The 20,821-nt window shown below is 61.0% G+C and carries 26 protein-coding genes; 5 read left to right on the forward strand and 21 right to left on the reverse strand.

Annotated elements, in window-relative coordinates; all coding sequences use genetic code 11:
- Positions 1 to 6: 6 nt before the first annotated feature.
- Positions 7 to 963: a flagellar hook-associated protein FlgL gene (gene flgL, locus L0962_RS04825; protein WP_234084783.1), complete on the forward strand. Its 957-nt coding sequence runs from the start codon at positions 7 to 9 to the stop codon at positions 961 to 963.
- Entirely contained in the window at positions 960 to 1,475 is a 516-nt protein-coding gene (locus tag L0962_RS04830) for a hypothetical protein (RefSeq protein WP_234084787.1), read from the forward strand. Before flgL ends, L0962_RS04830 begins: the two co-directional genes overlap by 4 nt.
- A 24-nt stretch (positions 1,476 to 1,499) precedes the next feature.
- Here the strand turns inward: L0962_RS04830 and fliR are convergent, their stop codons facing one another.
- The 13 genes from fliR to fliF all read right to left on the reverse strand — a co-directional run bounded on the left by fliR (position 1,500) and on the right by fliF (position 12,238).
- Positions 1,500 to 2,282: a flagellar biosynthetic protein FliR gene (gene fliR, locus L0962_RS04835; RefSeq protein ID WP_234084789.1), complete on the reverse strand. Its 783-nt coding sequence runs from the start codon at positions 2,280 to 2,282 to the stop codon at positions 1,500 to 1,502.
- Between the two features lies 1 nt (position 2,283).
- Positions 2,284 to 2,553, reverse strand: a complete 270-nt coding sequence (gene fliQ / locus L0962_RS04840) for a flagellar biosynthesis protein FliQ (protein ID WP_234084791.1) — start codon at positions 2,551 to 2,553, stop codon at positions 2,284 to 2,286.
- On the reverse strand, positions 2,550 to 3,299 hold the full coding sequence (fliP, locus tag L0962_RS04845; RefSeq protein WP_234084796.1) for a flagellar type III secretion system pore protein FliP: 750 nt from the start codon (positions 3,297 to 3,299) through the stop codon (positions 2,550 to 2,552). Before fliP ends, fliQ begins: the two co-directional genes overlap by 4 nt.
- On the reverse strand, positions 3,289 to 3,720 hold the full coding sequence (fliO, locus tag L0962_RS04850) for a flagellar biosynthetic protein FliO (protein ID WP_234084798.1): 432 nt from the start codon (positions 3,718 to 3,720) through the stop codon (positions 3,289 to 3,291). Before fliO ends, fliP begins: the two co-directional genes overlap by 11 nt.
- Positions 3,721 to 3,785: 65 nt before the next feature.
- Positions 3,786 to 4,229: a flagellar motor switch protein FliN gene (fliN, locus tag L0962_RS04855; protein ID WP_367398013.1), complete on the reverse strand. Its 444-nt coding sequence runs from the start codon at positions 4,227 to 4,229 to the stop codon at positions 3,786 to 3,788.
- Positions 4,222 to 5,238: a flagellar motor switch protein FliM gene (gene fliM / locus L0962_RS04860; protein ID WP_234084803.1), complete on the reverse strand. Its 1,017-nt coding sequence runs from the start codon at positions 5,236 to 5,238 to the stop codon at positions 4,222 to 4,224. The genes fliN and fliM overlap by 8 nt, the downstream gene beginning before the upstream one ends.
- Before the next feature lie 10 nt (positions 5,239 to 5,248).
- Positions 5,249 to 5,824 carry a flagellar basal body-associated FliL family protein gene (locus L0962_RS04865; RefSeq protein ID WP_234084804.1) on the reverse strand — a complete coding sequence of 192 codons (576 nt, stop codon included), beginning with the start codon at positions 5,822 to 5,824 and terminating at the stop codon, positions 5,249 to 5,251.
- 22 nt (positions 5,825 to 5,846) lie between these two features.
- Complete coding sequence (locus L0962_RS04870) at positions 5,847 to 6,845, reverse strand: flagellar hook-length control protein FliK (protein WP_234084808.1); 999 nt, start codon at positions 6,843 to 6,845, stop codon at positions 5,847 to 5,849.
- Between the two features lie 54 nt (positions 6,846 to 6,899).
- The gene (fliJ, locus tag L0962_RS04875) at positions 6,900 to 7,352 is read right to left on the reverse strand and encodes a flagellar export protein FliJ (RefSeq protein ID WP_234084815.1); all 453 of its coding nucleotides are present in this window, start codon (positions 7,350 to 7,352) and stop codon (positions 6,900 to 6,902) included.
- Between the two features lie 8 nt (positions 7,353 to 7,360).
- The gene (gene fliI, locus L0962_RS04880; RefSeq protein WP_234084820.1) at positions 7,361 to 8,779 is read right to left on the reverse strand and encodes a flagellar protein export ATPase FliI; all 1,419 of its coding nucleotides are present in this window, start codon (positions 8,777 to 8,779) and stop codon (positions 7,361 to 7,363) included.
- Positions 8,764 to 9,486, reverse strand: coding sequence for a flagellar assembly protein FliH (locus L0962_RS04885; RefSeq protein ID WP_234084821.1), 723 nt, complete (start codon positions 9,484 to 9,486; stop codon positions 8,764 to 8,766). The genes fliI and L0962_RS04885 overlap by 16 nt, the downstream gene beginning before the upstream one ends.
- A 3-nt stretch (positions 9,487 to 9,489) precedes the next feature.
- On the reverse strand, positions 9,490 to 10,488 hold the full coding sequence (gene fliG, locus L0962_RS04890) for a flagellar motor switch protein FliG (protein ID WP_234084824.1): 999 nt from the start codon (positions 10,486 to 10,488) through the stop codon (positions 9,490 to 9,492).
- Positions 10,478 to 12,238: a flagellar basal-body MS-ring/collar protein FliF gene (gene fliF, locus L0962_RS04895; protein WP_234084826.1), complete on the reverse strand. Its 1,761-nt coding sequence runs from the start codon at positions 12,236 to 12,238 to the stop codon at positions 10,478 to 10,480. The genes fliG and fliF overlap by 11 nt, the downstream gene beginning before the upstream one ends.
- Positions 12,239 to 12,347: 109 nt before the next feature.
- Here fliF and L0962_RS04900 point away from each other — a divergent pair, with 109 nt between their 5' ends.
- Genes L0962_RS04900 through fliE form a run of 3 tightly spaced genes read left to right on the forward strand, consistent with a single transcriptional unit; the run spans position 12,348 to position 15,237 of the window.
- The gene (locus tag L0962_RS04900) at positions 12,348 to 13,538 is read left to right on the forward strand and encodes a PAS domain-containing sensor histidine kinase (protein WP_234084835.1); all 1,191 of its coding nucleotides are present in this window, start codon (positions 12,348 to 12,350) and stop codon (positions 13,536 to 13,538) included.
- Positions 13,531 to 14,865, forward strand: a complete 1,335-nt coding sequence (locus L0962_RS04905; protein WP_234084838.1) for a sigma-54 dependent transcriptional regulator — start codon at positions 13,531 to 13,533, stop codon at positions 14,863 to 14,865. The genes L0962_RS04900 and L0962_RS04905 overlap by 8 nt, the downstream gene beginning before the upstream one ends.
- A 48-nt stretch (positions 14,866 to 14,913) precedes the next feature.
- Positions 14,914 to 15,237, forward strand: coding sequence for a flagellar hook-basal body complex protein FliE (gene fliE / locus L0962_RS04910; RefSeq protein WP_234084847.1), 324 nt, complete (start codon positions 14,914 to 14,916; stop codon positions 15,235 to 15,237).
- Between the two features lie 12 nt (positions 15,238 to 15,249).
- Here the strand turns inward: fliE and L0962_RS04915 are convergent, their stop codons facing one another.
- The 8 genes from L0962_RS04915 to L0962_RS04950 all read right to left on the reverse strand — a co-directional run bounded on the left by L0962_RS04915 (position 15,250) and on the right by L0962_RS04950 (position 20,800).
- The gene (locus L0962_RS04915; protein ID WP_234084849.1) at positions 15,250 to 16,044 is read right to left on the reverse strand and encodes a flagellar brake protein; all 795 of its coding nucleotides are present in this window, start codon (positions 16,042 to 16,044) and stop codon (positions 15,250 to 15,252) included.
- Between the two features lie 13 nt (positions 16,045 to 16,057).
- On the reverse strand, positions 16,058 to 16,354 hold the full coding sequence (locus L0962_RS04920) for an EscU/YscU/HrcU family type III secretion system export apparatus switch protein (RefSeq protein WP_234084856.1): 297 nt from the start codon (positions 16,352 to 16,354) through the stop codon (positions 16,058 to 16,060).
- Positions 16,332 to 17,435 carry a flagellar hook-length control protein FliK gene (locus L0962_RS04925; protein ID WP_234084858.1) on the reverse strand — a complete coding sequence of 368 codons (1,104 nt, stop codon included), beginning with the start codon at positions 17,433 to 17,435 and terminating at the stop codon, positions 16,332 to 16,334. The genes L0962_RS04920 and L0962_RS04925 overlap by 23 nt, the downstream gene beginning before the upstream one ends.
- Positions 17,432 to 17,731 (reverse strand): hypothetical protein, encoded by a 300-nt coding sequence (locus L0962_RS04930; RefSeq protein ID WP_234084860.1) that lies wholly within the window; start codon positions 17,729 to 17,731, stop codon positions 17,432 to 17,434. Before L0962_RS04930 ends, L0962_RS04925 begins: the two co-directional genes overlap by 4 nt.
- Positions 17,732 to 18,139 carry a flagellar export chaperone FliS gene (gene fliS / locus L0962_RS04935; RefSeq protein WP_234084862.1) on the reverse strand — a complete coding sequence of 136 codons (408 nt, stop codon included), beginning with the start codon at positions 18,137 to 18,139 and terminating at the stop codon, positions 17,732 to 17,734.
- A 32-nt stretch (positions 18,140 to 18,171) separates the two neighbouring features.
- Positions 18,172 to 19,503 carry a flagellar filament capping protein FliD gene (fliD, locus tag L0962_RS04940; RefSeq protein WP_234084882.1) on the reverse strand — a complete coding sequence of 444 codons (1,332 nt, stop codon included), beginning with the start codon at positions 19,501 to 19,503 and terminating at the stop codon, positions 18,172 to 18,174.
- Positions 19,504 to 19,526: 23 nt separating this feature from the next.
- Entirely contained in the window at positions 19,527 to 19,913 is a 387-nt protein-coding gene (locus L0962_RS04945; protein WP_234084884.1) for a flagellar protein FlaG, read from the reverse strand.
- Between the two features lie 92 nt (positions 19,914 to 20,005).
- Complete coding sequence (locus tag L0962_RS04950) at positions 20,006 to 20,800, reverse strand: flagellin (RefSeq protein WP_234084886.1); 795 nt, start codon at positions 20,798 to 20,800, stop codon at positions 20,006 to 20,008.
- Positions 20,801 to 20,821: the final 21 nt, after the last annotated feature.

Raw genomic sequence — 20,821 nt, forward strand, 5'->3', positions numbered from 1 at the left:
CGGATCATGCGTGTCAGCACTTCGATGATCTTCAATACCGGAACCAACGGTATCCGGAATCTGCAGGGCGAGCTCTACAAGACACAGAATCAGTTGTCGACCGGCAGGCGCATCCTGACGCCGGCCGATGATCCGGTAGGGGCCTCCGAAGCACTGCGGGTGACGCAGTCCAAGAACGTCAACGAGCGTTTCATCGAGAACCAGGCACAAGCCCAAACCAAGCTGAATTTTCTCGACACCACGCTGGATAGTCTCAACAACGAACTGCAAGCGATTTACGAGAATACGGTGGCCGCAGGCAATGCCTCGTACAGCCCCGAGCAGCGCGGAATGATTGCCGAGGAGTTGAAGCGTCGGCTGGAAAACCTGGTCGGCCTGGCCAATACCCGCGACGGTACCGGGCAATACATCTTTGCCGGCTACAAGACGACGACCGAGCCGTTCACGCAGAATACGGCGGCAACCCAGCCTTACTCGCTGGGGAGTTCCCTGATGACGTACAACGGCGATTCGGGAAACCCGACGCTTTCGGTAACGGCTTCCAAGGATATGGCGGTCGCCGACAACGGTATGTCCGTTTTCATGCAGGTCAAGGATGCTCAGGGCAATGTGGTCGGGCGAAGCATGTTTGACAGCGTTCAGAATCTGATCGACATCCTCGATCCGAGCAGTGGCGTGCCCTACAACGCAACCGATTACGCCCAGGCACTTGGCGACATGAAGTCGGCGATCGACCACGTGGCAATGAGTCGGGCTTCGGTCGGGGCGCGCATGCAGGCGCTGGAAGGCATGACGTCGGCGGGCAAGGATATCTCGGTGAATTACGACTTGCGCCTCTCCGCGTTGCAGGATCTGGACTGGACGGATGCCATTTCCAAGTTTTCGCAGTACAAGACCCAGCTCGAAGCGGCACAATTGACCTTCCAGCAGACCAGTCAGTTGAGCCTGTTCAATCTCCTATGAGGCAACTGGCTGCGCTAGTGCTGGCGGGTAGCGTCCTGGCCGGCTGTTCGGCGGCGGGTTCGGCCAAGCCGCTGATTCCGGACAAAGTCATCCAGCTGACGGCGAATAGCGCGCTTTCGCTGTCCAATATTGCGACCGGGCTGGCGGTGATCGGGGCGATCTACCTAGTATACGACCCGCTGGCGCCGAACTGGGAAATCAACGAGTCCCGACTCAACGAGGACACCTACCGCTTCGACATGAAGTTGAAGCGTTATCACACCGGCGGTGGCGGGGAGTCGTTCCAGATCATGAAGCGACGGGCCAGTCAGTTGCAGTATGAACGGGGTTACAGCGGTTACCAGATTCTTGAATATACCGAGGGAATCGATTCGGAAACCTTGGGTGCCCGGCGGGTTGCCGGCGGTGTGATCCGCATGCTGGGGCAGCCGCAAACCGTCGTTCAGGCGCAGCGCATGCCTTCTCCACAGTTGCCCGTGCCGGAAAACGCCGATTCCTTCGGCCTGAATTGAAGCCCTTGCTGGCGTTTTTTGCAGTCAGGGGCGGTTGACCGCAAAAGCCAGCATCGCTTCGATCGCGTATTCGTACAGTCCCTGAAGCGGCACAGCCAGATAGTTCAGGCTGAGGGCGACGGCGACGAAACCGCCGATCAGGGTCAGCGGAAAACCCAGGGCGAAGATGTTCAGCTGTGGCGCGGCCCGGGTCAGCACGGCCAGCGCCAGATTGGTGATCATCAGCGCGACGACGGCAGGTAATGCGATCAGCAAGCCTGCCGAAAAAATCTTGCCGCCCAGTTCCCCGAGGTTCTTCCAGCTTTCCGGTGCAAGTGCATCCGGCGAGACCGGGATGGCGTGGAAACTTTTGGCCAGCGTCGAAATGAACAACAGATGGCCGTCCATGGACATGAACAGCAGCAGCGCCAGCAAGCCGATGAATTCCGACAGTACTGGCGTCTGACCACCGTCCAGCGGGTCGTAGAAGGTGGCGAAGCCAAGACCCATCTGCAGGCCGATGAAGGTGCCGCCCAGGTCGATCGCGGTGAACACGATGCGGGCAGCAAATCCCATGGCGATACCGATGAGCATCTGTTGCGCAAGAATCCACAGTCCGGCCAGCGAGCCCGGGGCGACAGCGGGCATCGGCGGGGCGCTCGGGGCAATCGCGATGGCGATGGCGATGCCGAGTACGACGCGGGTGCGTCGCGGAATGCCGGCGGTACTCCAGAGCGGCGCCGTGGCGATCAGCCCGAGTACGCGAGCGAGCGGGAAGGCATAGAAGGTCACCCAGGCGTCGATCTGTGCCGTCGTGATGCTGAACATGTCAGCCGATCAGTTGCGGGATGCTGCCGAACAGGCGCTGGATGTAATCGATCAGGTATTGCAGCATCCAGGGACCGAAAACCAGGATCACGACGAAGATCGCGACCAGTTTCGGAATGAATTGCAGCGTCGCTTCGTTGATCTGTGTTGCCGCCTGGAAAATGCTGACGATCAGGCCGACGACCAGCGCCGCGAGCAGCATCGGGGCGGCCATCAGGATGGTGACCTCGATGGCCTGACGGCCGATTTCCATGACGGTACCCGGCGTCATGGGTTGAAACTCTGCACCAGGGAGCCGATGACCAGGTGCCAGCCATCGACCAGAACGAACAGCATCAGCTTGAATGGCAGAGCCACCATGATCGGCGACATCATCATCATGCCCATCGACATCAGCAGGCTCGCCACCACCATGTCGATGACCAGGAACGGAATGAACAGGATGAAACCGATCTGGAACGCCGTCTTCAGTTCACTGATCACGAACGAGGGGATCAGGATGCGCAAGGGCACGTCTTCGGGTTTTTCCAGCTTGTCGATGCGGGCGATGCCGGCAAACAGCGCGATGTCGGCTTCCCGCGTCTGCTTCAGCATGAAAGCGCGCATCGGCTCGGCAGCTTTTTCGCCGGCCTGCATGATGTTCAGGCGGTTCTCCGAGAGCGGGACATAGGCTTCGTTGTACACGCGATCCAAGGTCGGCGCCATCACGAACAAGGTCAGGAACAAGGACAGGCCGATGACGATCTGGTTGGGGGGAGCCGTCTGCAGGCCCATCGCGTGGCGTAGCAGCGACAGGACGATGACGATGCGGGTGAAGCTGGTCATCATCAGGATCGCGGCCGGCAGGAAGGTCAGCGCCGTCAGCAACAGCAGTGTCTGGATGGTCAGCGAGTAGGTTGTGCCGCCGCCGGCTGCCGGTGTGCTGGTCATTGCAGGCAATCCGGCCGACTGGGCCAGCGCTTCGCCGGCCAATCCTGCGGTCAACAGCGAAATCAGCGCAAAATGCCTAGCGTTCATCTTCTCGTTGCCTGCGTATCTGGCTCAACCAGTCGACAAAGGGGCGTTGGGCCTCCGTCGCCGTGCTGGCCGATTCTCCCTTGGGCATGCGGTGCAGGGTGCGAATCTGGCCGGGGACGATACCAACCACCAGCCAGGTATCTTCCACTTCAACCAGGACGATCCGTTCCCGCGGACCCAGTGCAACGCCCCCAATCACGCGCATGCCGCCCTGGCCGAACAGCTTGCCCCCCGAAACCTTGCGTGCCAGCCAGGCGGCACCGAACAGCAGGCCGACGATCAGCAGCAAGGCCAATGTGGCTTGAAGGTAAGTGCCATTGCCGACCGCCGGGACGGCCGTATCGGCAGCGCCGGCAATACCGGGCAGGAGGGCAAGGAAAAAGGGCTGGCGGCGCAAGGCTGGCGGGCGGGAGTCGGTCAAGGGCGCTATCTTAAACCGAAAGGCCGGGCCGGTTGCGGTCGACCCGTCGAGCCGGGCGGAAAGTGTCAGCGATTGATTTTCCGCATCCGCTCTGATGGCGTGATGATGTCGGTCAGGCGGATGCCGAATTTGTCATTGACGACCACGACCTCGCCTTGGGCGATCAGTGTGCCGTTAACCAGAACATCCATGGGTTCGCCGGCCATCGCATCGAGTTCGACGACCGAGCCGTGGGCGAGTTGAAGCAGGTTCTTGATGGTGATCTTGGTACGTCCCAGCTCAACCGTGATCTGGACGGGAATGTCCAGAATCATGTCGAGTTCGTTCATCACGCCGCCTGCCGCCGACGGGCCGCCGAATGACGGGAAAATGTCGGCCGGCTGGGCGGCCGGCTGAGCAACTTCGGCATCCGTGGTCGCCTGTTCGGCCATTGCGGCCGCCCAGTCGTCCTCGCTGATTTGCTCTTCCGCGCCGGCGGCGTTTTCGATGTTTTCCATTTCGTCAGCCATGCTTGTCCCCCATCACCGGTTCGGTCGAGCCGAGTTCGTTCGGCGATGCAATGAATTTTTCCACACGTAGTGCATACTGACCATTCTGCTGGCCGTAGGTGCATTCCATCAGCGGTACGTTATCCACCTGTGCCTCGATACGCGGCGGGATGTTGATTGGAATCACATCGCCGGCCTTCAATTGCAGGATTTCGCGCAAGGACACCTTGCCCGAGCCCAGTTGGGCGACGATTTCCACCTCGGCGCCCTGCAGCTGTCGCCGAAGCGTACCGATCCAGCGCTTGTCCGTGGAGAGCTGGTCGCTCTGCATGGTGCTGTAGAGCAGGTCGCGAATCGGTTCGAGCATCGAATAAGGGAAGCAGATGTGCATGTCCGCCGTTGCGCCCCCGAATTCCAGGGTGAACGACGTTGAAACGACAATTTCCGATGGCGTGGCGATGTTGGCGAACTGGGAGTTCATTTCCGAGCGGATGTACTCGAAACTGATGTCGTACACCGGCTTCCAGGATTTCGAATACTCGGTGAAAACCACACCGAGCAAGCCCTGAATGATGCGCTGCTCGGTTGCCGTGAAATCGCGACCTTCGACTCGCGTATGGAAACGGCCGTCGCCGCCGAACATGTTGTCTACGACCAGGAAGACCAGGTTCGGGTCGAAGACGAACAGCGAAGTCCCGCGCAGCGGCTTGGCCGCAACCAGATTCAGATTGGTCGGGACGACCAGGTTGCGGATGAATTCGCTGTACTTCTGTACGCGGATCGGGCCGACCGAAATCTCGGCATTCCGGTGCATGTAGTTGAACAGGCCGATGCGCAGATAGCGGGCGAAGCGCTCATTGACCAGTTCGAGCGTAGGCATCCGGCCCCGGACGATACGCTCCTGGGTGCCCAGATTGTAAGAACGGATGCCGGCGTCTTCAGCGCCGCCTTCGTCGGGTTCGTCACTTTCCCCGGTGACGCCCTTGAGCAGGGCGTCAACTTCTTCCTGTGAGAGAAAGTCCCCGGCCATGACCCGGTGCTTACTGGATGATGAAGGAGGTGAACAATACCGACGTGACCGGGCCGTCGGGCGCGATCTGTTCGCCCTTCTTGTTCTTGACGGGCGGATTGATGGCCGAGTTGATCTCGTCCATGATTTCGGCCGCCAGCTTTTCCTTGCCCTCCTTGGGCAACAATTCCGAGGCTTTCTGGCTGGACAGGAGCAGTGTCACGTTGTTGCGGATCTTGGGCATCATCGCCGTGAGCTCGGCCTGCGATTCCGGGCCTTCCAGCTCGAGCGACAGGGCTACCTGAAGGTATTGATCACCGGTTTCCGGGACCAGATTGACCGTGAACGGGTCAAGGTTCACGAAAACCGGGGGGGCTCCGTGTTCCTTCTTCTTGTCCTTTTTCTTGGCCGGCTTCGCCGGCTCTTCGGCGACTTCGTCGTCGTCGGCGTGCTCTTCGTCATGGCTGCCCTTCATCAGAAGGAAGGCTGCCGCCCCACCACCGACCACCAGCAACAGCACGACGGCCAGAATGATGATCAGAAGCTTCTTGCTTTTCTTCGGTGCTGCTTCGTCCCCGTTCTCGGCAGGCTTGTTGTCCTTGGCCATATTCCTCCCTCGCTAGCTTTTGTCAGGCAAACAGGTCGACCATGCCTCTGCCACGCTGAATCGGCTGATTCGGCAGGGGTGTTGCGGCGACGCCGTCGGTGGGGAGTATAGCAGTGTCTTCTCCCCCGGAACGGGCGCTGCTGCTGAATCCCGCATCGTTATTGCGCTGCTGCTGCGGTGTCTGGGCACCAACGTTGGCCTGGCCCAGTTGAATGCCCGCACCGGAGAGCATTTCACGCAGGCGCGGCAAGGCTTCTTCAAGTGCCTGGCGGACTTCGGCCTGAGATGCAACGAAATTTGCCGTCATCTGGTCGCCGTTCATCGAGATGTTGACCTGAATGGGGCCCAGTTGCGCCGGCGAGATGTTGATCTGGGCATTCTGGATGTCGCCTCTAGCCATCCAGACGACCTTGTCACCCAGCTGCTGCCCCCATTGCGCATCATGCAGCGGTGCCTGGACGGTGACCTGCCTGCTTGCTTCATGCCTGAGTTGCGAGGGATGGGTCTGGGACAGGATGCTGGAGAACGCGTTTTCGCTTTTCTGTTCGCCGGCAAGATTTGCCGCCCCTGCTTCGCTGTTTGCCGCGTCGGCACTGAGCAGCGGATTCTGCGTGGCGCGTTTGCCGGCTTGTCCGGCGAGCAGCATCTCTTCCGTATCGCCGGCCGAATTGCCCGCGCCTTTACCGAGCGCGTCGCCGATGGGGGCCGAATCGGCGTCGATCGAAGCTTCGGCGAGTGATGCGCGCTGTTCCACAGGCACTTGTGATGCGGCAATCTGGCCGATTTCCGGTAGCCAGATGGCAAGATCGTCCTTGTCCCCCTTTTGCTTGCCGTCGCTTTTCTCTTTGCCGAGTCCCAGGGCAGCGGATAGTTGTTCGGCGACATCGGTCACGGGTAACTGACCGAAAAGCAGGCTGGCGAAGTCGAGGCCGGGGGCGGATTCACCCGCTGCACCGGCGTTTGCTGCCTCGCCGCCAGAGGGGCTCGTTCGGGGAAGTGTCGGGGTGACCGAAATGCTCATGAAGAAATCCTTGCCTGCTGAGTACGGGCGGATTCAAGCAATGAGCGTGCCTGTCTATTCGAGCTCCCGGTTCCCTCTACCGAATTTCCGGGTCGAGAACTCGTCCTGGAGTTTTTGCGCCTGCTTTTCTTCAGCCCGGCGCTCACGCGCGTCATGGCGCAGTGACAGCGTGTCGATGGCTTTGAGTCGAGTGTTCTGATCCCGCCAGTGTTGCTGCCCGGCCGCGGTGTTCGCTTCGGACTGGCGGACGGCCTGGGCCTGCTGCTGCAGGGCTTCGTCGATCCGGCCAAGGAAATCCTGATAGTTGGCCAATGCTTGACGGGTAATTCCTTGAGCCGTGGCTTCGCGCAACTTGTCGGCGTATTCCTGGCGGTACTGTTCGAGCATTTCCAGCCGACTGCGGGCATTTTGTTCGGCTGCAATCAGTTGGCCGAGGCGGCGCGTTGCCTCGTCGGTCCTGCTTTGCATCAGTTCGAGCAGTGGTTGGAGTGTGAAGGGCTTGGCCATGCCTCAGTCTAGTTGAATAGCGCGGCGAGTTTTTCGATGCTTGCCGGGAAATCGGATTTTTCGATCAACTGCTGTTGAAGGAAGGCTTCGATCCTGGGATAGAGTGCGACCGCCTGGTCAAGCACCGGATCCGAGCCCTGGACATAGGCACCGACCGCGATCAGGTCGCGGGAGCGCTGGTAGCGAGAGAACAGCACCTTGAAACGCCGAATCTGCTCCAGTTGCTTCTGGTCGATCAGGTTGACCATGGCCCGGCTGATCGACTGCTCGATATCGATTGCCGGGTAATGGCCGGCGTCGGCCAGGGCGCGGGTCAGTACGATATGGCCGTCGAGGATGGCGCGCGCCGAATCGGCGATCGGATCCTGCTGATCGTCGCCTTCGGCCAGCACGGTGTAGAAGGCGGTGATCGAACCGCCGCCTTCCGGCCCGTTCCCCGCGCGCTCCACCAGTTGCGGCAGTTTCGCGAATACCGATGGCGGATAGCCGCGGGTCGCCGGAGGTTCTCCGATCGCCAGCGCAATCTCGCGTTGGGCCATGGCATAACGGGTCAGCGAATCCATGATCAGCAGGACTTGCCGGCCCTGGTCGCGGAAATATTCGGCGATCGTCGTGGCATAGGCAGCCCCCTGCAGACGCATCAGCGGGCCGGTGTCGGCCGGTGCCGCGACGACGACCGCGCGCCGCATGCCTTCCTCGCCGAGAATCTGCTCGATGAATTCCTTGACCTCGCGGCCGCGTTCGCCGATCAGCCCGACGACGATCACCTCGGCTTCGGTGTAGCGCGCCATCATGCCCAGCAGTACGGACTTGCCGACGCCGGAGCCGGCGAACAGGCCCATCCGCTGTCCACGTCCGACCGTGAGCAGGGCATTGATTGCGCGGATGCCGACATCCAGCGGCTGCTCGATCGCGGCGCGGCTCATCGGATTGATCGGACGGCTTTGCAACGGTCTGGCGTGACCGGCCAGCAGTGGTCCCTTGCCGTCCAGCGGCCGGCCGACGCCATCGAGCACCCGGCCGAGCAATTCGTCGCCGACCGGAACCTGCTTTGCTCGGTCGATCGCTCGCCGCTTGCGATGGGCCGGCTGGCCGACCGTCGGCGGCGGGTTGGGGGCGTCGAATGGCAGGACGCGGGCGCCAGGTGCGAGGCCGAAGACTTCGTCGGAAGGCATCAGATATAGCTTCTCGCCGGCAAAGCCGACGACTTCCGCTTCGACCGGAGCGCCGGTGCCGGGGTAGATGTGGCAGGTGCTGCCCAGGGGAAGTTTCAGTCCCGAGGCTTCCATGACCAGCCCGTTGATTCGGGTCAGGCGTCCGCTGGGGGTCAGCGGCAGGGCATTGCCGGCGGCATGCTGGCAGCCGGCCAGGAATTCGCGCCAGCGTTCCCGGTGGCCGTCGCCGCCCGGTGTCAGCGTGTCATCCATTTGTCGGATTCGATGCCGATTGCCTCGAGCACGCGTTGCCAGCGCGTTTCCAGGCGAGCATCCACTTCGCTGTGGCCGGCCTTGATGCTGCAGCCGCCCGGCTCGATACTGTGGTCGGGAACGAGGTGCAGGTTTTGCTGGCTGGCCATCTCGCTCAGCGGCGCCTGCAATTGCTCCAGATCCGTCGGATTCAGATGCAGGGCGACGCCGCCATGATGCAGTGGCAGGCTGTCGATCGCTTCGCGGACGATCGGCAGCAGGATTTCGCGGCGAATTTCCAGCGCGCTGCGCAGAACCTGGTGGGCGACTTCCAGCGAGAGGTCGAGTAACTGATCGGCGATTTCCTGGTCGAGATGGTCGAGTGCCTGATGCAGGTTTGCGGTCAACTGCCGGATTTGCGCAATTTCCGTTTCTTGCTGCTGACGGGCTTCGTCGGCCGCTGCCGCCCGTCCTTCCTCAAGGCCTGCCTGGTAGCCTTCCGCCCGGGCTTGTTCATGCAGGCGCTCGATGTCCTCGGCTGTCGGCAGCGGAAAGCTGTCGACGCTGTCCGCGATCTGCGCTTCCGGGGCGACGTCGGGCGGTGCCGGCGGCACCGTGATCTCTTCCGGAGGGGGGCTACTTGCCGCTTCTGTGGGTGGCGCGTCGAAGGCATCGAACTGCCACCGCTTGAAACCGGCGGACTGTTCCTTGGGAATGATCGATGACATGCGTCAGACCATCTGCTCGCCGCCGGCGCCGCCCAGGACGATTTGTCCTTCGTCGGCCAGGCGGCGGACGATCTTGAGGATTTCCTTCTGCTCGGCCTCGACTTCGGAAAGCCGGACCGGGCCTTTCGATTCGAGATCCTCGCGCAGCATTTCGGCGGCGCGCTGCGACATGTTCTTGAAGATTTTCTCGCGCAGTTCCGGCGAAGCCCCCTTGAGGGCGAGTACCAGCGAGTCCGACTGGACTTCGCGCATGATGAGCTGGATCGAACGGTCGTCGATGTCGAGCAGGTTCTCGAAAACGAACATTTCGTCGAGGATCTTTTGTGCCAGGTCCGGATCGTATTCGCGGATCGCGTCGATGACCGACGTCTCGTTGGCGGTGCCGATGAAGTTGAGGATTTCGGCAACCGTCCGCACGCCGCCTAGCGCGGTCCGCTTGACGCTGGCCGAGCCGGACAGGATGCGCAGCATCGCCTCGTTCAGTTCGCGCAGCGCCGCCGGCTGGATGCCTTCCAGCGTGGCGATCCGCAGTACGACGTCGTTGCGCAGGCGCTCGGTGAAGTGGGCCAGGATTTCGCTGGCATGGTCGTGTTCCAGATGGACAAGGATGGTGGCGATGATCTGCGGGTGCTCGTTCTTGATCAGGTCGGCGACCGTCTGTGCATCCATCCACTTCAGGCCTTCGATACCCGAGGTTTCGCCACCCTGGAGAATGCGCGAGATCAGGTTGGATGCCTTGTCGTCGCCGAGCGCCTTGGTCAGTACGGAACGGATATAGGCATCGGTATCGACGTGGACCGCAGCATGCTCGTCGGCATCCTTCTGGAACTGGTCAAGGACGGCTTCGACGGTAGCCCGCGGCACGGTCTTCAGCGCGGCCATCGCGTGCCCGAGCTTCTGCACTTCGCGCGGGCCAAGGTGCTTGAGCACTTCGGCAGCGTGATCCTCGCCGAGCGCGATGAGCAGCGTTGCGCTTCTTTCCAGGCCGTCATCACCCGCCATTGGCACCCATCCATTCTTTCATGATGTTGGCGACCGCCTTTGGATCGGCCTGCGCGAAGTCGCGGGCTTTCTGCAGCTTGATCGCGAAATGGTCGATGGTGGCGACATCCTCGATGAGTTCTCCATCCGGTCCGACCATCGCCACGTGGCCGGCTGCGCCGGCCACCCCTTCGGGCGTCGTTTCCCCGTCTGCCTCGGGTGGCGGCGGGAACATCGTCTTCAGCGCCGGCTGGATGACCTTCAGATACAGGAAGAACACGACCCCGGCGATCAGCAGGTATTTCAGGAGGTCCTTGGCGAAGTCGATGTTGTCCGGATCCTTCCACAAGGGAAGACCGGTTTCCAGCGGTTCGGCAGCGGTAAACGGCGCGTTGGCGACCGAAATCGAGTCGCCTCGGTCTTGGCTGAAGCCCATCGCCTCGCGGACGAGGTCGTTGATCTGCTTCATCTCGGGGTCGCTCAGCGGCTTGGTGATGTCCTTGCCCGATTTCGGATCGACATCCTTGCGATGGTTGACGACGACGGCGGCGGTCAGTCGGCGGATCGCGCCCATGCCCTGTTTGGTATGGCGAATGGTGCGGTCGACCTCGTAATTGATGGTCGAATTCTTCGATGTGCTGATCGGCTGGCCGGCGGCGTTCAACGGGGCCGTGATGCCGGCCGCGTCGATCTTGCCGGGCGGTTGTTCTCCGGGCTTTGCTGCCGCCTGCGCAGCGCCGGTATTGCCGGTGGGTGGTGTGGTCAGCGGTGCCGTGGCGGGAACTGGCGGCTGATTGGTCAGCGCCCCGGGAACGCCGCCGGCCGCCTGGTTGACGCTGGCGGTTTCATTGTTCTGCTGACTGCGGATGCTGGTCGACTCCGGTGTGCCGTTCGGGCGATAGGTTTCCGCAGTCTGCTCGCTTTGCGAGAAATCGACGTCGGCGGCAACCTGCACCTTGTAGTTGTCCTTGCCGAGCACCGGTTTCAGGATGTCCTCAATGCGCGCAACGATGCCGTTTTCGACTTCGCGCACGTATTTCAGCTGTGTCGCATCCAGGCCGGCTTCGGTCAGTTTGTTCTTGAGCGTCGACAGCAGGTTGCCGTTCTGGTCGATGATGCTGACGTTGCCGGACTGAAGTTGCGGGACGCTCGACGAGATCAGGTTGGTGATGCCGGCCAGTTGCGTGGGGTCGAGCGAGCGGCCCGGGTAGAGATCGAGCATGACCGACGCCGTCGGCTTCTGTTCTTCGCGGACGAACACCGAGGGCTTGGGAATCGCCAGATGGACGCGGGCCGACTGAACCGCATTGATCGACATGATGGTCTTGGCCAGTTCGCCTTCCAGGCCGCGCTGGTAATTCACTTGTTCGGCGAACTGGCTGATGCCGAACTTCTGATTCTCCATCAGCTCGAAACCGACCATGCCGCCTCGCGGTAAACCTTGCGATGCGAGTTTCAGGCGGATTTCATGGACCCGGTCGGAAGGGACCATGATGGCGCCGGTGCCGGACATCTTGTGCGGAATGTTCTGCTGTTCGAGCGTGGCGATGATGTTGCCGCCATCGCGTTCGTTCAGGTTCGAGAACAGCACTTTCCAGTCTGGCTGCCGGCTCCACAGAAAGGTGCCGACGATGATCGCAAAAATGGCGGCAAGCGTGACGGCGAGCGCGATCTTTTGCTGATTACTCAGGCGGTTGAAAGCCTCGCGCAAACGTTCCGCCGGGTTGGCCGGCGGTGCGCTATCCGCGATGTTTTCAGTTGTTGCAGCCATCCGTGCTCGGTTCGTTCAAGGCGAAACAGAAGAAGAATCAATCATGAAGCCAAATTTTCCTAGAAATATTCTACTATTACCCGCGCTCGTTTCACACTGAACCTTTTCAATGACCTCTGTTCCGCCTTCTGCGGTCGACCCAGCTTCCTCCGACAAAACCGCCGAGTTGCAGCGCGCCTTTGCGATGTTCAACCAGGTTTCGGCCGAGTTGACCCAGGCTTATGAGGCGCTGCAGGCTCGGGTCGCTTCCCTGACCGACGAGCTTGCCGTGGCCAACGGCGAGCTGCGCCGTCAGTACCGCGAGAAGGAAGCCTTGTCGGAGCGGTTGTCTTCCTTGCTGGATGCACTGCCGGCCGGTGTCGTGCTGCTCGATGCAACGGCTAGGGTTACTGCGCTGAATCCGGCGGCGATCGCCATGTTTGGCGAGCGGGTGATCGACGAGCACTGGGGCGATGTCGTCGCCCGTCATCTCGAGCCGACCCTGACGGTTGGCGAATGGCGGCTCGGCGAAGCGCGGCTGGCGATTGCCGAGAGTATCCTGCCTTCCGGTGACGGCAGGATACTGCTGTTGCACGATGTCAGCGCAGCACTGCGCATGAAGGAAGAGCTGGAGCGTAGCCAGCGTCTGGCGGCGATGGGCGAAATGGCGGCGTCGCTGGCGCATCAGTTGCGTACGCCGCTGGCAGCGGCGCTGCTTTATACCGCCAATCTCGGACAGCCCGGGGTGGGTGACGAGGCGCGCGTCAAATTTTCGGAGAAGGCCAGCGGCCAGTTGCGTCGTCTCGAAAGACTGATCCAGGATGTCCTGCTGTTCGCCCGCGGTGAAAGCCTGGGGCGCGACGTGATGGTGGCAGGCGATTTGCTCCAGGAAGTGGCCCAGACGATGGAGCCGCTGATGCGTCAGCACGAAGTGGCGTTTTCTGCGGTCGACGGTTGCGGCCGATCGATTCTGGTCGGCGGTCGCAAGGCCTTGTTCGGCGCCTTGGTCAATCTGCTCGAGAATGCACTGCAGGCGACGCCGGCAGGCGGCAAAATTTGCCTGTCCGGCAAAATTTGCGGGGACTGGCTGCATTTCTCGGTGGCCGATAGCGGGCCGGGGGTTCCGCCGGACAAGCGGGATCGCATTTTCGAGCCCTTCTATACGACGAAGGGCCAGGGAACCGGGCTTGGGCTGGCCATTGCGCTGGGCGTTGCCCGGGCTCATGGCGGCACGATAGAACTTGGCTCGCCTGCGACTGGCGCGGAGTTCGTGATGATTCTGCCGGCAGGCCCGGCACAACAGGATATGCGAGATGAGTGAACACAATCTGCCGGTTCTTGTGGTCGAGGACGATCCCAGCCTGCGCGAGGCCATTGGCGATACGCTGGAACTGGCCGGCCGCGCCTATGTTGCCGTCGATGGCGGAGAGGCGGCCTTGCAGGCGCTGGACGAGCAGGCATTCTCGATCGTCGTCAGCGATGTCCGCATGATCCCGATCGACGGAATTACCTTGCTCAAGGAAATTCGTGCGCGCTTGCCGCATTTGCCGGTAGTGCTCATGACGGCCTATGCAGAAGTGGAGAAGGCGGTCGACGCGATGCGTTCCGGCGCCTGTGATTTTCTGCTCAAGCCTTTCGAGCCGCAGGCGCTGCTCGGACACATTCGGAAATACGAACTGGCGGCCGAGCGCGACGATGGCGGTGTGATTGCTCACGATCCCGCCAGTCGCGAGATGTTCGCCGTTGCGCAGCGCGTGGCGCAGACCGATGCGACGGTGTTGCTTACCGGTGAATCGGGGGTCGGAAAGGAAGTGGTCGCTCGCTTCATTCATCGGCATTCGTCTCGTGCCCAGGGCCCTTTTGTCGCCATCAACTGTGCGGCGATCCCGGAAAGCCTGCTCGAAGCGACCTTGTTCGGTTACGAAAAAGGCGCCTTCACTGGGGCCCAGCAAGCGCAAGCCGGCAAATTCGAGCAGGCGCAGGACGGTACCCTGTTGCTCGACGAAGTCACCGAAATGCCAATGGCGCTGCAGGCAAAGCTGTTGCGGGTGTTGCAGGAGCGCGAAGTGGAGCGGGTGGGCGGCAAGAAGCCGGTCGAGTTGAATATCCGGGTGGTGGCGACCTCGAACCGCGATATGGCCGAAGCAGTGGCCAGCGGGGTTTTTCGTGAGGATCTGTTCTATCGCCTGAATGTGTTTCCGGTGGCGATTCCGGCCTTGCGCCAGCGACCGCAGGACATTGCGCCGATTGCCCGGTATTTTGTACTCGAGCATGGGCAGCGTTTTGGTCGAAACGGGATGAAACTGAGCGAGGCAGCCGAGCAGGCGCTAACTTCGCATCCGTGGCCGGGCAATGTCCGCGAGCTGGAAAACGTGATCCAGCGCGCCCTGATCATGGCGTCCGGCAGAACCATCGAAGCGGCGGACCTGAATCTGCCGCAAGTACCGCTCGATGTGTCGCCGGCTGCGGTCGACGGCAAAAAAACAGATAATCTGAACATCAGGGATCTTGAGCGCGAACACATCCTGCAGACCTTGGCGGAAGTGGGCGGATCGCGCAAACTGGCGATCGAGCGTTTGGGGATTTCCGAACGGACGCTGCGCTACAAGCTGCAGCAGTATCGCGAGGAAGGGTTTTACCGGGATTGAATCTGGCCCGATAATTGCTGGATAACGGCTGTCGTTGGGAGCTGACTTATGGACACCAAAGGTATTGAACAGATGTTGAGCCTGTTGCGCACGACTGCGGCGCAGGCGTCGGGCAAGACGGCCGAGAGTTCGGCCGCGGAAAGTGGCGCGCCCGACTTTGCCGAAGTGCTTCGTGGTTCCATCGACAAGGTCAACGAAACCCAGCAGTCGGCCAACCAGATGGCGGAAAAACTTGCCGCCGGCGACACCAGCCAGAATCTGCATGAAGTGATGATCGCCCTGCAGACGGCCAGCGTTTCGTTTCAGGAAATGGTGCAGGTCCGCAACAAGCTGGTGACCGCGTATCAGGACATGATGAACATGCAGGTCTGACCGGGCCTGGCCTTAGCCCAGACCGCTTTCCCTGGCCTTGCGTTCGCGCTCGAGCCGGGCAATGTAACGCTCGATGAGCGTCAGCCGGGTGCCCGGCAGATTGTAGAACTCGCAACCGAGTCGTAGCTGGTAATCGCCGTGAAAGGTTTCCAGTTCGGAAATTTCACGAATCCTGAGGTTGACCGAAAGCACGTGCTCGCCCGGAATTTCCAGGCGGCAGTCGGCAAAGATTTCACCCAGCGAAAAGTGTCCGACGTGTCCTTTTTCGCCGACCAGGCAAATCCCGCCGCCGCTGATGTCGTGCAACGGGTAATCGAATGCTTCGGTTCGGCCATCCTGCTGCCGTTTGGCCAGTTTGCAGCGCAGCGGCGAGAGCCTGGGCGTTTCGATACGGAAGAATTCGCGTCGCTGCAGGCGCAGCATCTGCTCCGGCAGTGGGACGGAAAGTACCTCCCTGCCTTGATGACGAACCGCCTCCTGGTGGCGTAGCCGGGCCTGAATCTTGACCCGGTCGACGGCCCCGCTCAGCGTGATTTGCGGGCTGGCGACAGCCCGTTGCAGCAGTTTCGGGTCGTTGGGCGGATCCAGCAGAATTCGCTGTTCGTCGTCGTCGACCGCAAGCACGGAGCTCAGGAAGAAATCGCGATTGTCATCGAGGTAGACGGTGATCAATGCCTTCTGCCGTTCCAGGGTGTGCAGGTGGGCAAGTCGCTCGCGCTGGCCGGACAGGAAAAACTGTCCGAATTGCTCGGGCTGGTCGATTTCAAAAACGGGAACGGAAATGTCTTCCGGCGTGGTGTTGGTCATGTGATTGCCGCGGTCAGGTGGCCGGCGGCGGGAGTGTCTCTCCTCGTTCCAGGCGATACAGCCAAGCCAGGAGTTCCGCGACAGCCATATAGAGCTGGGGCGGAATATGCTCGTCGATATCCACCTGTGTCAATAGCGCGACCAGCTCGGGCGACTCGTGCACATAAACGCCGTGTTCCTTGGCCTTGGCGATGATCTGGTCGGCAATCAGGCCCTTGCCCTTGGCCACGACGCGCGGCGCAGCATCGCTCTGGCGGTAGGCGAGCGCGATGGCTTCGCGGGCGGGGTCAGGCGGTGCTTCCGTCGTCATGGCTGATCAGCAGTTGGCGTATTTTTAGTCCGGCCGCTTCGAATTGGTCCAGCAACAGCCTGCCGCCCTCCTGTAGCCGGTTCTCCCCGGCTTCGGAGGCGCTGACGATCTGCAGCGCGACTTCGCCGCCAGGAAACAGGTGCAAGGTCGCGTCGACCGCGCCAAGACTAGGCAGTTCCAGCTTCAGTCGGGTTTGCCAGCGCGGTCGCTCGGCGTCGTCGGCGTTGCGGCGCTCGTCCTGGTTTTCGCTGATTTCCCACCACATTTTCTGACCTGGCCAGACTTGTCCCTGCCAGGCGAAATTCTGGTTGGCCAGACCGTCCAGCTGCTGCTGCACCAGTGGCATCAGCTCCCTGGGAACCACGTTGCCGTCGGCGCGCTGGCCGGTGGGGAGCGGCTGGTCGGATTTTGCCTGATTTCCCTGGTCGACCGCAGCAGCCCGGTTCTGTGCCAACGCATTCGCCTCGGCGGCCTGTTTCCCCTGGGGTTCCTGGCGCAGATGTTCGATCGGCAATTCGCCGGCGACCCAACGCGCCTGATGCGATTCGTAGAACATGCCGCTTTGGCTCAGCGCCTGCTTGAGAAGTGGCGCGATGTCCGCTCCGGTTTTCGAGCCGGTCTCCAGCAAAGGCTGGTTGCCATTCAGGGCGGCGGGCGGCGCCCGTTTCCCTTCGCCTTCCAGCCCCTTCATCAGGTCGCCGATCAGTCGTCCGGTGCTGCTGAGCGTCGTTGCCACCGAGTCGCCGGTGGTCTTTTGCGCGGCGGCGTCGCTGCGATTGGCGACGAAGGCGAGCGTCAGTTTGCCGTCCGATTCGGCGACTTCAAGTTCGAGGCTGTCCCCGGGCTTGGCCGAGAAGGGCAGGGCCAGTGTGACATCGCGTTGAGCGACGGTGGCGCGGTAAGCGCCATTCGGCAGCAGGGCCTGAATCTCGGCAAAGATGCGCTGGCCGGGGACGAGGTTGCTGAGGACATCGGTGATCCGCTGACTCGGCGCGACCGGCTGGGTTTGCTGGGCCTGGGTCGCCGACTGATGATCCGGTAGGACGACCTTCAGGCTGCTGGCGACGTCTGGCGGGATCATCCTTCAGCGCTGTCGGGCGGGGTGGCGAGTGCCCGGTTGTCGGCAAACGCACCAAGCAAGGGGGCAATCGTCGATTTTCGTTCGTTCAGGATTTCCGTCAATCGCTGGATGCGTTCGTTGAGGCGGGCGTAAAGCTGCCGCTGAGGCAAGGCCGGTCGCATCTGTGGCAGGCTGTACGCCAGTTGCTGCAGGGCGGGCAGGTGGGCATCCAGTTCGTCCCAGGCCTGATTTCCGGCGCAAGTCTCCAACTGGCAGAGTAGCGCTTCAAATTGCTCGAGCAGGTTGTTCGCCGTCACTTAGCGGCCCGTTTGCTGTTTTCCCGGCGCGATCGATTTCCAGGCATCGAAAATTTCTCCGATCAGCATTTTGACTTCATCGATGGCCGGGATGTCGTTCTTGAAATTGGCGTGAATCAGACGCGACACCATGTAGTTGTAGAGCGCCTTCAGGTTGGCCGCAAGTTCGCCGCCTTCCTGCAGGTTCAGGCTGGCGGAAAGTCCATCGTTGATGATCTCCACCGCCTTGGTCAGCGCTTCCGACTTGTCGCCGAAGCGCTTGTCGATAATCGCCGCTTTCCCCTTGTCCAGTGCTGCAATGGCGCCGTCGAACAGCAATACGATGAGATGGTGCGGATCGGATCCACGAACCTCCGATTCAATACCGAGGTTCTGATAAGTCTTGATCGGGTTGGCCGTGAATCCCATCGCAAATTTCCGTCAACGTACAGATGACAAGTTTAGCCGCTTAATTGCGCCAGTTGTTGGGTCAGGTAGCTGCCGATCGTCTGCAAACCGCTGACCGTGGTATCCAGCGAGGTGAACTGGGCGCGATAGCGCTTCTCGATCATCGTCAGGCGGTTTTCCAGTGCGGTGCGGTTCTTTTCCAGCAGTTTCTGTGCTGCATCAATGCCGTCCAGACGATTCTGGATGACCCCCTTGCTGCTGGTCATCTGCGTGATGGTATCGGAGAAGGCCTTACCGTAAGCGCCAAGCGTCGTGGAGACATCGCTTACGGAACTATTCAACGCCTTGGTCAGCTTGGTGTTGTCGAGTAACAGCGTGCCATCGGATTGAATCGAAACCCCGATATCGTTGAGTGTCTTGAACGTCGCCGACGAGAGTGAGGAAGGCACCGTCGTACGTGAGTTCTGCAGCATGTTCTGGATCGTCCGGATCGATCCCTCGGCATTCAACGGCTGTCCCGTTTTGGTTTTGGAGTCGTAGGCGCTCTGTGTCTTGATCAGGGAAACGACGGAATTGTAGGCGTTGACGAAGGAATTGATCGCCTCGGTGATCTTGCTGCTGTCCTGGCTGACCGTCACTTTCGTGCTGCCGATACTGCCCAGCGTCAGGGTCAGGCCATTGACCGCCGTGCTGACGGTATTGCTGCTGGAGGTGACGCTGATACCTTCAACCGAGAAAATGGCGTCCTGAGCATTGACTGCCGCTTGCGTCCCGTCGAAGGTGGCCAGTGACTGCAGGTTGCTGTCCGACGACGAAACGGCAACAGAAAAAGCACCGCTGGCCCCTGTCTGACTACTGGTCAGGATCAGTCGGTCGCCATCCGTTCCCGAAACCACCGCGGCAGTGACGCCTGCGTTGGCGTTATTGATCGCTGCCCGGATGTCCTGGAGCGAATTCGAGGTGCCGTTCAGGGAAATCGATTTGGTTGTACCGTTGACCGTGAGATCAATCGTCCCCGCGCCAAATTTCGTATTGCTGGCGTAGGCGTTGGTGAAGCGTTTTTGCGCCGTGGCCAGTTGCGTGACGGAAACGTTGTAGGTGCCCGGAGATGCGTTGAATGCGCTCGTTGCCGAGACGATGTCTTTATCGGCGGAACTGGCTGTGTAAGCGGCAAGCTTGCTCTGGTCGCCGAGTGTCGTCGCTGCCGTTTTCAGCGTTGCCAGTGCCGAGTTCAACTGACCGTAGGATGAAATCTTCGAGGTGTAGGAGGCTGCCTTCGTATTGAGTGTAGTCAGCGGGGCCCGTTCGATCGCCATCAGCTTCGATACGAGACCTTCCGTATCTGACAGGCCGGATCCTACTCCCAGCGATGTAATGGTAGCCATGGTGAGCCTCCTGCAACCTAAAGCTAGATTTTATCCTGAACGAACAATCCCTGCAGTTTGTCGAGCGCCTTGGAAATCGCAAGAACCTCTTCCGACGGAATCTGCCGGATGACATCCTTGGAGTTGCGGTCAATGACCTTGACCAGCGTGCCGCTTTCCTGATCGATCGAGAAAGTGATGTCCCGGGCCGACTGGGCGATGAACTTCTGGATGTTATCGACAGCGCTTTCCAGTTGCTTGTCCTTGTCGTGCCGGTTTTGTTCGACGTTTTCCGCCGCTTTCTGACCTTGTTGAACGGGTTGGGCGCGCGCGTCCTCGGCGGGAAGCGGCTTGCTTGGTGCCTGGGCTTGGCCACCGGCCGCGTTGACCTGAGCGTAACCCTGCGTATTGGTGACAGACGAGATTGCCATTTTGACCTCCTGATGTGACTGTGTGCGGAGACCCATGAGTCACCGCACACGTTCTGCACCGGCGGGCTCCGGAGGAGCCCGTCCTGCGTCGATTAGCCGCGCAGCAGGGTCAGCACGTTCTGCGGGATCTGATTGGCCTGGGCGACCATCGCGGTACCGGACTGCTGCAGAATCTGCGTACGGGTCAGGTTCGAGGTTTCGACCGCGAAGTCGGTATCCATGATGCGGCTACGAGCGGAGTACTGGTTTTCGCGGGCAGCTTCGATCTGTTGCATGCGGTACTGCAGGGCACCCATCGTGGCACCGATCGTCGAACGGTTGGACGAAACGCTGCTGATCGCCGTGTCGAGGGCGGTTAGTGCAGACGATGCGCCGCTCGAAGTACCGATGCTGCCGGCCGTCACGGAAACCGACGAGAAGGTGGCAGACAGCGTATCCGATGCCGATGCGCCGACCTGGAACGTGAAGCTGGAGAACACCGACATGTTGTTCAGCTTGGCAGCACCTTGCAGATCGGTGATCTGGGTGGAAAGCTGCGAATATTCGTTGTTCAGGTAGCCGCGCTCGGTGTCGCTGATCGTGCCGTTCAAAGACTGGGTGGCCAGTTCGCGCATCCGTTGCAGGATTTCACCGACGGTGCCCAGCGCGGAGTCGGCGGTCTGGGCGAACGACATGCCGTCCGAAGCGTTGCGCAGGGCCACGGTCAGGCCGCGGGCATCGGCTTCCATCCGGGAGGCAACGGCCAGACCGGCGGCGTCGTCCTTCGACGAGTTGACGCGCAGACCGGAGGACAGACGCTCGATCGACGTGGACAGGCTGGACGAATTCTTGTTCAGATGCCGTTGTGCATTGATCGAGAAGGTATTGGTGTTGATGACTTGTGCCATTTTAGTGCTCCTTCAACAAAA

Origin of the sequence: Azonexus sp. R2A61 (assembly GCF_021401135.1) — a bacterium.
Classification (GTDB): Bacteria; Pseudomonadota; Gammaproteobacteria; order Burkholderiales; family Rhodocyclaceae; genus Azonexus.